Here is a 10,346-nt window from a genome sequence, read left to right on the forward strand (position 1 = left end):
CCGATGGAACGCGCTGGACCATATGCGGGCTCGGCGAGAGGGCGGAACCTCGAAGCTTCCAGGATGTCGATCTTGAAGGGGCGACTATTCGCCCACCGGGCGCAGTTCGCCCGAACCGCGGGCCGTCAAGGTCGTGGGAATGGCGATCTCGCGGGGTTCTCCATTATGACCCTCGATGCGTTCGAAGAGCGCGCAGGCCGCCGCGCGGCCCATGACGGCCGGTTCCTCGGCGACCACCGTGAGCGCCGGCTCCAGCAGGTCGGCGAGGGGCAGGTCGTCGAAGCCGACCAGGGCGACCCGCCGGTGCAGGCCCGCGCGGCGCAGCGCCCGCAGGGCACCGACGGTGAGCCGGCGCTGCGCGGCGAACAGTGCGGTCGGGGGTTCCGCGAGCGCCAACAGTGCCGCGGTGACCGCGGGCGAGCGGGACTCCCGGGCGACCGCCTCGCAGGTCGGCAGGCCGGCCTCGCGCATCGCGTCCCGGTAGCCCTGGCGGCGGCTGCGGGCGGTGGCGATCCGGGGCGCGGCGCCCAGGAAGGCGATCCGGCGATGCCCGTGGTCGAGCAGGTGCCGGGTGGCCGCCGCGGCACCGGAGCGGTCGGTGGCCAGGACGGTGTCCGCCCGGTAACCGGCGGCCGGGCGGTGCACGAACACCACCGGCGTGCCGGGGTGCAGCTCGCGGGCGAGGTAGCCCTGGTCCGGGGCGACCGGGGCGAGGATGAGTCCGTCGGCGTGGCGGCGGGCGAAGGCGGTGGCGAGCTCCTGTTCCCGGACCGGGTCGTCGTCCAGGCTGCCGGTCAGGACGTCCACCCCGCGGGCACGGGCCTCGTCCTCGACCGCGCGGTGCAGGAGCGCCGAGAACGGGTCTCCGGAGTCGTCGAGCAGCAGGCCGATCGTCCCGGTCCGCCGGTCGTTGCGGCGCAGCAGGCTCGCCCCGAGGTTGGGGCGGTAGCCGAGCGCGGCGACGGCGGCCCGGACGCGGGCGGCCAGGGCCGGATCCACCGTGGTCTCGCCGTTGACGACGCGGGACACGGTCTTGAGGCTGACGCCCGCACGGCGGGCGACGTCGTTCATCGTGGGCCGCCCCATCTCTCCCCCAATTGATCACCCAAGGCAACGATCCGAGCACTAATTGTTGACAGTCGATGCCCCGAGTCGTCTACTGCAAGACAACGTTGTCTCTCGACTCCTGCTAAATCGATTTGGAGGAGACATGCGTGGCTCATCGCTGATCAAGAGACGCCTCACACCCGCGGTGGCCGCCGTGACCCTGCTGCTCGGCACGGCGGCCTGTGGCGGCGACGGGGGATCGGGTGGGGACGACATCGTCGGCCTCATCACCAAGACCGACACCAACCCCTTCTTCGTCAAGATGAAGGAGGGCGCGAAGCAGGCCGCGACGCAGCAGGGCGTGAAGCTCCAGTCGTTCGCCGGCAAGCAGGACGGCGACAACGAGGCCCAGGTGCAGGCCATCGAGAACCTCATGTCGTCGGGGGCCAAGGGCTTCCTCATCACCCCGAACGACTCCAAGGCGATCGTCCCCTCCATCGACCGGGCCCGGCAGCAGGGCATGCTCGTCGTCGCCCTGGACACCCCCACCGATCCGGCCAGCGCCGTCGACGCCACCTTCGCCACCGACAACTACCAGGCCGGCAAGCTCATCGGGCAGTGGGCCAAGGCCAAGTTCGACGCCGGCGGCACGCCGGCGAAGATCGCCCTGCTCGACCTCAACGCCAACCAGGTGTCCGTCGACGTCCAGCGCGACCAGGGCTTCCTCGACGGCTTCGGCATCCCGGTCGGCGACGCCAACCGGATCGGCGACGAGACCGACCCGCGGATCGTCGGCCACGACGTGACCGACGGCGCCGAGGACGGCGGGCGTACGGCCATGGAGAACCTGCTGCAGAAGGACCCGTCGATCAACCTGGTCTACACGATCAACGAGCCCGCGGCGGCCGGGGCGTACCAGGCGCTGAAGGCCGCCGGCAAGGACAAGGACGTCACCATCGTCTCGGTCGACGGCGGTTGCCCCGGCGTCGACAACGTCGCGAAGGGTGTCATCGGCGCGACCTCCATGCAGTTCCCGCTGAAGATGGCGGCGCTGGGCGTCGAGGCCGTGACCGCGTTCGCCAAGGACGGCACCAAGCCCCAGGCCACCGAGGGCAAGGACTTCGTCGACACCGGCGCCCAGTTGATCACCGACGACCCGCAGCCCGGCGTGGAGGCCAAGGACTCCGCGTGGGGCAAGCAGAACTGCTGGGGCTGACCATGACGACCGCCACCGACAGCGCCCACGACTTCGACGTCAGCCGGCACGAGTCGCTCGGCCTGCGCATCCAGCACGTCCTGCACGGCAACCCGGTCCTCGGCCCGCTCGCCGTCCTGATCGTCGCGATCATCGCCTTCTCGCTCGTCAACACGCGGTTCTTCTCGGCCGCCAACCTGTCGCTGGTGCTGGCCCAGGTGACCGTCATCGCGACGCTCGCCCTCGGCCAGACACTGGTGATCCTCACCGCGGGCATCGACCTGGCCGCCGGCGCCATCGCGGTCTTCTCGTCGGTGCTGATGGCGAGCTTCTGCACCGACCTCGGTATGCCCGGGCTGCCGGCGCTGCTGCTGGGCTTCGCGTGCGGCACGGCCATGGGCGCCCTCAACGGCATCCTGGTGACCCGGCTCAAGCTGCCCCCGTTCATCGTCACGCTCGGCACCCTGACGATCTTCTTCTCGCTCAACTCCGTGGTCTCCAAGAGCGAGACGGTCCGCGGCTCGGACATGCCGTCGGTCATGACCTGGACGGGCACCACGATCCCGATCGGCGACTTCCGGCTGACGTACGGATCGATCATCATGCTCGCGCTCTTCGCGTACTTCTTCTACGCGCTGCGCTCCACCGCCTGGGGCAAGCACGTGTACGCGACGGGCGACGACATCGAGGCCGCCCGGCTGGCGGGCATCCGCACCAACCGGGTGCTCTTCTCGGTCTACACGACCGCGGGCCTGCTCTACGCGATCGGCGGCTGGATCCTCATCGGCCGGTTGGCGTCGGCCAGCCCCAACGTCGGCGTCGACTACAACCTCGACTCCATCACCGCCGTCGTGCTCGGCGGCACGAGCCTCTTCGGCGGCCGGGGCGGCGTGCTCGGCACCCTGATCGGCGCCCTGATCGTGGGCGTCTTCCGCAACGGCCTCCAGCTCGCCGGCGTCGAGGTGGTGTGGCAGGGCTTCGCCATCGGCCTGCTGGTCCTCGTCGCGGTCTCCCTCGACCAGTGGATCAGGAAGGTGAAGACGTGACGACCCCGGTTCTCCAGGCCCGCGGTCTGACCAAGCGATACGGCCGGGTCACGGCGATCGAGAGCGGCGATCTCGAGCTCTACCCCGGCGAGATCCTCGCGGTGATCGGCGACAACGGCGCCGGCAAGTCGAGCCTGATCAAGGCGCTGTCCGGGGCGCTGATCCCGGACAGCGGCGAGATCTACCTCGACGGGGAGCGGGTGCACTTCCGCAACCCGATGGAGGCGCGCGAGGCCGGCATCGAGACCGTGTACCAGACCCTGGCCGTCGCGCCGGGCCTCGACATCGCCGACAACCTGTTCCTCGGGCGCGAGCAGCGCCGCACCGGCCCGCTCGGCACCGTCTTCCGGATGCTCGACCGCGGGCACATGCGCTCGGAGGCCCGCCGGCACATGTCGGAGCTGGGCATCGGCACCCTGCAGAACATCGGCCAGGCGGTGGAGTCGCTCTCCGGCGGTCAGCGCCAGGCCGTGGCGGTCGCGCGGTCGGCCGCCTTCGGCAGCAAGGTGGTGATCCTCGACGAGCCGACGGCGGCGCTCGGCGTCAAGGAGGGCAACCGCGTCCTGCAGCTGATCCGCGACGTCCGGGACCGCGGCCTGCCGGTGATCCTGATCAGCCACAACATGCCGCACGTCTTCGAGGTGGCCGACCGCATCCACATCCAGCGCCTGGGCCGGCGGGCAACGGTGATCAGCCCGCAGTCGCACTCCATGTCGGAGGCGGTTGCCATCATGACCGGCGCCGTCCCGCCGCCACCGCCGGTGGCCTGAGCCGGAACCGGACGGAACGGGCCCGCCCACCGGGCCCGTTCCGCCGGAGCTCCTCAGCCCAGGTCGACGCTGGGGTAGAGCGGGAAGCCGGCGAGCAGCTCGCTGGCCTGCTTGCTCACCCGGTCCGCCACGGCGGCGTCCAGGTCGAACTTGGCCTTGGACGCGCCCGCCTTCGTCTGCGACAGGACCGTGTGCATCAGCTCGGCGATCTGATCCATCTCCGCCGTGCCCAGGCCGCGGGTGGTCAGGGCCGGGGTACCGATCCGGATGCCGGAGGTGTACCAGGCGCCGTTCGGGTCCTGCGGGATCGAGTTGCGGTTGGTGACGATGCCGCTGTCCAGCAGCGCCTGCTCGGCCTGTCGGCCGGTCAGGCCGTACTTGTCGACGTCGACCAGCACGAGGTGGTTGTCGGTGCCGCCGCTGACCACCGTCGCGCCGCGCCTCATCAGGCCCTCGGCGAGCGCCTGGCTGTTGGCGACGATGCGCTGGGCGTAGTCGGCGAACTCGGGACGCCGGGCCTCGGCGAAGGCGATCGCCTTGGCCGCCATGACGTGGCCGAGCGGGCCGCCGAGGACCATCGGGCAGCCGCGGTCGACCTGGTCGGCGAGCTCCGGCTGGCAGAAGACCGCGCCGCCGCGCGGCCCGCGCAGGCTCTTGTGGGTCGTCGTGGTGACGATGTGGGCGTGCTCGATCGGGTTGAAGTCGCCGGTGAAGACCTTGCCCGCGACCAGGCCCGCGAAGTGCGCCATGTCGACCATGAAGGTCGCGCCCACCTCGTCGGCGATCTCGCGCATGATCCGGAAGTTCACCTTGCGGGGGTACGCCGAGTAGCCGCCGACGATGATCAGGGGCTGGAACTCGCGCGCCGACTCGCGCAGCGCGGCGTAGTCGATCTGGCCGGTGGCCGGGTCCACGCCGTAGCTGCGCTGGTCGAACATCTTGCCGGAGATGTTGGGGCGGAAGCCGTGGGTGAGGTGGCCGCCCGCGTCGAGCGACATGCCCAGCATCCGCTGGTTGCCGAAGGCCTGGCGCAGCTCGGCCCACTCGGCGTCGGTGAGGTCGTTGACGTTGCGCTTCTGCACCTTCGCCAGCGCCGGGGCCTCGACCCGGTCGGCGAGCACGGCCCAGTAGGCGACCAGGTTGGCGTCGATGCCGGAGTGCGGCTGCACGTACGCGTACGGCGCGCCGAACAGCGCCTTGGCGTGCTCGACGGCGACCGACTCGACGGTGTCGACGTTCTGGCAGCCGGCGTAGAAGCGGCGGCCGATGGTGCCCTCGGCGTACTTGTCGGAGAGCCAGTTGCCCATCGCCAGCAGCACGGCGGGGGACGCGTAGTTCTCGGACGCGATCAGCTTGAGGGACTCCCGCTGATCGTGCAGCTCCTTGGCGATCGCGTCGGCGATCCGGGGCTCGACGGCGCGCACGGCGTCCAGCGCGGCGCGGAAAGCGGTCGATTCGGCGTTGAGCTCAGACATCGGACCTCCCTATCACAGGTGATGAGGCCCAGGCGCACGGCGGTCACCCCGGGTGGGTGGGACCGCTCCCCGATGGTCATCCATCTTCAACGCGCCAGTCACGGCCCGCCGACGAGCATACCGGCGACCGGCACGAAGGTCACATCCCGCGGACTGTGGGCTACCGCTCAGGTGATCGTGAGGTGCACCAGCTCGGCGTCGCCCGGCCGCCAGCCCTCGACCACGACCGCCACGTACCGCGCCCGGGCGCCCAGCGGGCCGTACACTCGGCCGTCCACGGAGGCCTCCAGCCGGTGCGGCCGCCGCCGGCCGCGCGTCCAGGTGAGCCGCACCTTCGCGACGGCGGTCACCGTGCCGAGGTCGACCACCATGCGCCCCGCGGCGCCCGGGCGCCAGGACGTCGCCGGGTCGCCGTCGACGGCGCGCTCCGGGGACGTCATGCCCGCGGGCAGCGGCGAGGTCGGGAAGGTCGTCCGGCCCCGGGCGAGGTCGGCGGTCGGGGTCACCGGTGCGCCCGGCACCGCCACGCCGCGGGACTTGCCGGCGGGTACGCGTACGGTCTGCGACCAGGACCCGCGGCGCAGCGTGACCACCGCCCGGCGCTTCGCCGGAGCGGTGACGGTGACGTGGTGCGAGTCCCGGACCAGAAACCGGGTGCCCGGCGGCGGCGCGCCGGCCAGGGTGAAGCGCGGCGGTTCCACCCGGGCGGTGCCGGCCTCCAGGCTGACCGTCCATTCCATTCCCCGCTTGGTGAGCACCTGCTCGCCGCGGTAGAGCGTGCGCCGGGTGGAAAGGCGGACGGTCACGTCCCGGGCCGGCGCCGCCGAGAGGTTGAAGACGCTCAGATGCCCGTCCGCGTCGCTGACCGAGAGCCCCCGGGCGACCGGCAGCGCCCGGGCGGCGGCCCGGGCGAGGTCCGTGCGGCCGCCCGCGTACCCCTCGATGAGCGGCGCCGGCGCGCGGACCTCGGCCGCCGTCACGGTGATCCGCCCGTCGCCGCCGTGGGCCACGATCCCGGCGCGCCCGTCGATGCCGACCCAGCGCGCCGCGGTGCGGGTCTGCGGCACCTCGGCCGCGTCGGTCCAGGTCGTGCCGTCGGTCGAGGTCTGGATGGCGAACCGCTTGCCGTACGCGGCATCCCAGGCGATGCGGACGCCGGCGACCTGGACCGCCGAACCCAGGTCCACGGCGATCCAGCTGTCGGCCCGGCCGCGCTCCTCGGGCGCGACCGCCCACCGGGTGCGCGGATTGCCGTCGGTGGCGTGGCGCGAGGGGCTCCAGGGGTCGCTCGAGGAGGCGGTCGGCATCGCCCCCTGGGCCAGGTCGGCGCCGGCGACGTCGAGGACCGCGAAGGACCAGAGCGCGTAGCCGTCCGAGGTGGCCGGTTCGCGGCCGAGCATGCGCACGAACCGGGCCTTGCGCGGGGCGAACGTGATGTCGCCGATCATCTCGTCGGGCAGCTCGGCGCGGCCGCCGGCGAAGGTGAAGGTGCGCGCGCCGCCGAGCCCGGGGACGCCCGGCATGGCGAGGGTGAACAGGGCGAGGCCACCCTCGCCGGGCAGGCCGGTGCTGGCGTAGACGACGGTGCCGGTCGGCAGCGTGGTGAAGCCCGCATAGCCGCCGTTCACGGCGAGCACGGTCGCGGTCGCGTCGACCCCGTCGCGGTTGCTCTGATACGCCTTCGTCCAATGGCTGGCGGGCGTGACATCGGCGGGCAGGAACGCCGGGACCCGCGTGTCGACGAGCCAGTTGTCATGGTTGGGCTGCCAGAGGAACGCGACGAACCCCGGCTTGGTGACCGCCGCGGCGAAGGCGGCCGGCGACTGGTGTGCGATGAGACCGACGTCGCCGCCGAAGTCGCGGGTGCCCGCGGCGCGGCGGAAGAACTGCTCCCGGGTGACCGGCGGCACCGGCGTGGCGCGCAGCTTGTGGAAGAGATACGCGACGGCCAGCTCGGCCCGGGCCTCCGGCTCGTGTTTCTCCTCGCCGCCGAACTTCGTCAGCCGGTAGGCGGGCGCGAACCGCACGTACGGCAGCAGGCGCTCGGCGAGGTCCGCCTCGGCGCGCGCCGCGTCCCGGTCACCCAGGACCTGCGCGAGGAACGCGAGCGGGAGCACGTCGCGGCCGTACAGGTGGTAGCGGTCCGCGGCCATCGGCTGCACCGGCTCGCCCGCGTCGCTGGCCAGCAGCCGCAGGGTGCGCCAGAGCTGCTCGCCGTTGGGCTGGCGGGTCAGCGCCTCGGGCACCCGGCGGCCGGCGACCAGGAAGTGGATCGCGGCCCGGCCCGCCGTACGCCACAGCTCGGCCTGGTGCTGCGGGTCGGCGGACTTGTTCTTCTCCACGATGAACGTGTCGTGCAGGTTGTGTGCGCTGCTGAGCCGGTCGATCCGCTCGCCGTCGACCACCGCCGGGTTGGCCCGGTCGGCCTCCGGCAGCGCGCTGGCGTTGGTGGCCCAGAAGCGCAGGCGCGCCCGCCACGCCGCGGCGGATCCGGCGTCGGCGGTCCACGCGATGCCGGGCGCGAGGGACTGCGCCAAGACGCCCATCTCCGCGAGCTTGGTGTCGCCCCGCCACTCGCCGTCGGTGCCGTGCGGGCCCCAGTCGTCGCTCGCCGGATCGTCGCCGGCGTTGAGCTGGTACGCGTACGCGGCCAGCCCCTCGGCGATGCGCTGCACGTTGCCCTGGGTGGCCGGGTCGAGATCGGTCCACAGCAGCCGCGCCGCGAGGACGAAGTAGAGCTCGATCGTGGAGTCCGCGGAGAGCCGGCGTCCCCACTCGGTGCCGCCGGCGAACCGGTTGGCCGCGGCGTAGCGCTTGATCGTCGCCACCGTCCTGGTGCGCAGGGTCGCGGCAGCGACGCCGGCGAGCCGGGAGTCGTAGTCCTTCATGCCCAGCAGGACGGCGTTGCCCAGCACGACCGCGAAGCGGAAGTCGGCCGCCCGGTACGCATTGATCGCGGGGTCCCACTGCTCCTCGACCCAGCGGGTGTGCAGGTGCAACAGCTCCCGATAGGTCGCCGCCACGGCGCCGCCCCGGGCCGGCGCCGCCGTCGCCGGTGCCGGCGCGACCGCACCGGTCAGGCCACCGATCCCGGCCAGGGCCAGCAACCGGCGGCGAGACAGAGCGATCACGGAGCCTCCCCGGCGGAACGAACGGCCTGCCTACCATTCGCTTCGATGCCGAGGGCTGTCAAATCCGCTGGTTCGAAGTTTTACTTGCTTGTTAAGTAATGCATCGATGAGACTGGCCGTACCATCCCCGCAGCGGGGCGCCGGCCCGGCATGGCCCCGCCGGCCGGCGCCCCGGTGGGTGCGCCGCACGCCGACGTCATCTGGCCGACCCGGGTTCGGCCATGCGGCGGTGCATCTCCGCGGTGGCCCTGTCCGGCATCACCTTGGCCATGGCGCCCTGCGCCCGGGTCTTCAGCGAGCCGGCGACCACCTTCTCCTCGCCCTTCATCAGCGCCTCGAAGCCCTGTTCGGCCACGAGCGCCGGATCGTCCTTCTCACTCGCCCCGACCCGGGTGTCGAGCATGTCGGCGCGGGCGAAGAAGTTCGTGTCGGTGGGGCCCGGCATCAGCGAGGTGACCGTGACACCGGTGTCCTTCAGCTCGGCCCGCAGCGCCTCGGCGAAGGACTGCACGAAGGACTTCGACGCGTTGTAGACGGCCTGGTAGGTCCCCGGCATCATGGCCGCGACCGACGAGGTGAACAGCACCTTGCCCGCCCCGCGCGCGACCATGTCGGGGAGCACCCGCTTGGCGAGGTGCACCGTCGAGGTGACGTTGACGTCGATGATGTTCAGTTCGTCGCGCAGGTCGGTGTCCCGGGTGAAGTCGCCACCCTGGCCGACCCCCGCGTTGAGGGCGATGGCGTCGACCGGGCGGCCGGCCGCGCGGATCTCCGCGTACAGCTTCTCCACGCCGTCGAAGCTGGCCAGGTCGGCCCGCACGGCGGTGACCTGACTCCGCCCGTCGCGCCGCAGGTTGGCGGCCGCCTGCTCGATGCCGTCGTCCTCGGCGGCGATCAGCAGGTCGTAGCCGTGGTCGGCGAACTGCCGGGCCAGCTCGTAGCCGATGCCGCTGGACGCCCCGGTGACCACCGCGAACTCGCGGCCGGTGGGTGTCGTCATCAGATGGACCTCCTCGTCGTCTCCCCTCGGTGTGCCCGCGGACGGAGGGGCTAACCGGGAATATCCGGCCCGGCACCGGGCAATCGGGACGGAGGGCCACCACAGATCCGGAGGAAGGCATGACGTCGACCGCTATCTGCGCCTCCGACCTGCACAAGGTGCCGGAGGGCCACCCGGACGAGCGCCACCTCTTCATGTCGGCTCGGTCTTCGTGACCGGGCTCGGCGCCCGGCGCAACGGCATCGAGGTCATCGACTTCGACAAGGTCGACGACGTGCCGGCCGCCGTGCTGGAGCCCTGAGACGCGGCAGGGTACCACCCAGTCAGGTGTCACTCACCTAAAGTGACTCATACTTTCGGCTAGTCTTCGCTGGACCGGTCGGCTAAGGTCGTCGTAACCGAACGGTCAGCATGTGCGCGGGTACGGAGGTCTCCATCGACCACCGTGCCCGCCGATCTATAGCGACACCCGCAGGTGTTCAGGGAGGACCACGGAATGACTGTGACCCAGTCGGCTCCGTCGACCACGACGTCGACCACGATCAGCGAGGCGCCGCAGGACAGCGCCGCCGATCTCCTCAACGCGATGGCCGCCATGCCTGCCGGACACCCCTCCCGCGCCGCGCTGCGGGACCGGGCGATCGAGGCCTGGCTGCCCCTGGCCCGCCACCTCGCCCACCGC

General features: G+C 71.9%; 7 protein-coding genes, 1 pseudogene and 1 riboswitch. Of the genes and pseudogenes, 4 read left to right on the top strand and 4 right to left on the bottom strand.

The genetic code is table 11. The features are described 5' to 3' along the window. Window positions 1-84 precede the first annotated feature (84 nt). Complete coding sequence (locus IEY99_RS21525; RefSeq protein ID WP_189205790.1) at window positions 85-1,071, bottom strand: LacI family DNA-binding transcriptional regulator; 987 nt, start codon at window positions 1,069-1,071, stop codon at window positions 85-87. A 139-nt stretch (window positions 1,072-1,210) separates the two neighbouring features. Here IEY99_RS21525 and IEY99_RS21530 point away from each other — a divergent pair, with 139 nt between their 5' ends. Genes IEY99_RS21530 through IEY99_RS21540 form a run of 3 tightly spaced genes read left to right on the top strand, consistent with a single transcriptional unit; the run spans window position 1,211 to window position 4,058 of the window. Continuing rightward, a complete protein-coding gene (locus IEY99_RS21530) occupies window positions 1,211-2,263 on the top strand; it encodes a sugar ABC transporter substrate-binding protein (protein WP_189205791.1) in 1,053 nt (350 codons plus the stop codon). Then, a complete protein-coding gene (locus tag IEY99_RS21535; protein ID WP_229799034.1) occupies window positions 2,236-3,288 on the top strand; it encodes an ABC transporter permease in 1,053 nt (350 codons plus the stop codon). Before IEY99_RS21530 ends, IEY99_RS21535 begins: the two co-directional genes overlap by 28 nt. Further along, on the top strand, window positions 3,285-4,058 hold the full coding sequence (locus IEY99_RS21540; RefSeq protein WP_189205792.1) for an ATP-binding cassette domain-containing protein: 774 nt from the start codon (window positions 3,285-3,287) through the stop codon (window positions 4,056-4,058). Before IEY99_RS21535 ends, IEY99_RS21540 begins: the two co-directional genes overlap by 4 nt. A 53-nt stretch (window positions 4,059-4,111) precedes the next feature. Here IEY99_RS21540 and IEY99_RS21545 read toward each other — a convergent pair whose 3' ends face one another. The 3 genes from IEY99_RS21545 to IEY99_RS21555 all read right to left on the bottom strand — a co-directional run bounded on the left by IEY99_RS21545 (window position 4,112) and on the right by IEY99_RS21555 (window position 9,664). Beyond that, window positions 4,112-5,533, bottom strand: coding sequence for a glycine hydroxymethyltransferase (locus tag IEY99_RS21545; protein WP_189205793.1), 1,422 nt, complete (start codon window positions 5,531-5,533; stop codon window positions 4,112-4,114). A 19-nt stretch (window positions 5,534-5,552) separates the two neighbouring features. Beyond that, window positions 5,553-5,645, bottom strand: a riboswitch (ZMP/ZTP riboswitch). A gap of 55 nt (window positions 5,646-5,700) precedes the next feature. Continuing rightward, window positions 5,701-8,664: a discoidin domain-containing protein gene (locus IEY99_RS21550; protein ID WP_189205794.1), complete on the bottom strand. Its 2,964-nt coding sequence runs from the start codon at window positions 8,662-8,664 to the stop codon at window positions 5,701-5,703. A 196-nt stretch (window positions 8,665-8,860) separates the two neighbouring features. Beyond that, window positions 8,861-9,664, bottom strand: coding sequence for an SDR family NAD(P)-dependent oxidoreductase (locus IEY99_RS21555; protein ID WP_189205795.1), 804 nt, complete (start codon window positions 9,662-9,664; stop codon window positions 8,861-8,863). 496 nt (window positions 9,665-10,160) lie between these two features. Between IEY99_RS21555 and IEY99_RS21560 the strand changes: the two are divergent. Beyond that, a pseudogene (locus IEY99_RS21560) lies at window positions 10,161-10,346 on the top strand (RNA polymerase sigma factor SigF); the annotation flags it as partial.

Origin of the sequence: Couchioplanes azureus (assembly GCF_014648355.1) — a bacterium.
Lineage (GTDB): Bacteria > Actinomycetota > Actinomycetes > Mycobacteriales > Micromonosporaceae > Actinoplanes > Actinoplanes azureus.

Excerpts from the sequence above, each read along its gene's own strand:
- IEY99_RS21530 (WP_189205791.1), top strand. The coding sequence starts at position 1,211 with ATGCGTGGCTCATCGCTGATCAAGAGACGCCTCACACCCGCGGTGGCC.
- IEY99_RS21525 (WP_189205790.1), bottom strand. The coding sequence starts at position 1,071 with ATGAACGACGTCGCCCGCCGTGCGGGCGTCAGCCTCAAGACCGTGTCC.
- IEY99_RS21555 (WP_189205795.1), bottom strand. The coding sequence starts at position 9,664 with ATGACGACACCCACCGGCCGCGAGTTCGCGGTGGTCACCGGGGCGTCC.
- IEY99_RS21545 (WP_189205793.1), bottom strand. The coding sequence starts at position 5,533 with ATGTCTGAGCTCAACGCCGAATCGACCGCTTTCCGCGCCGCGCTGGAC.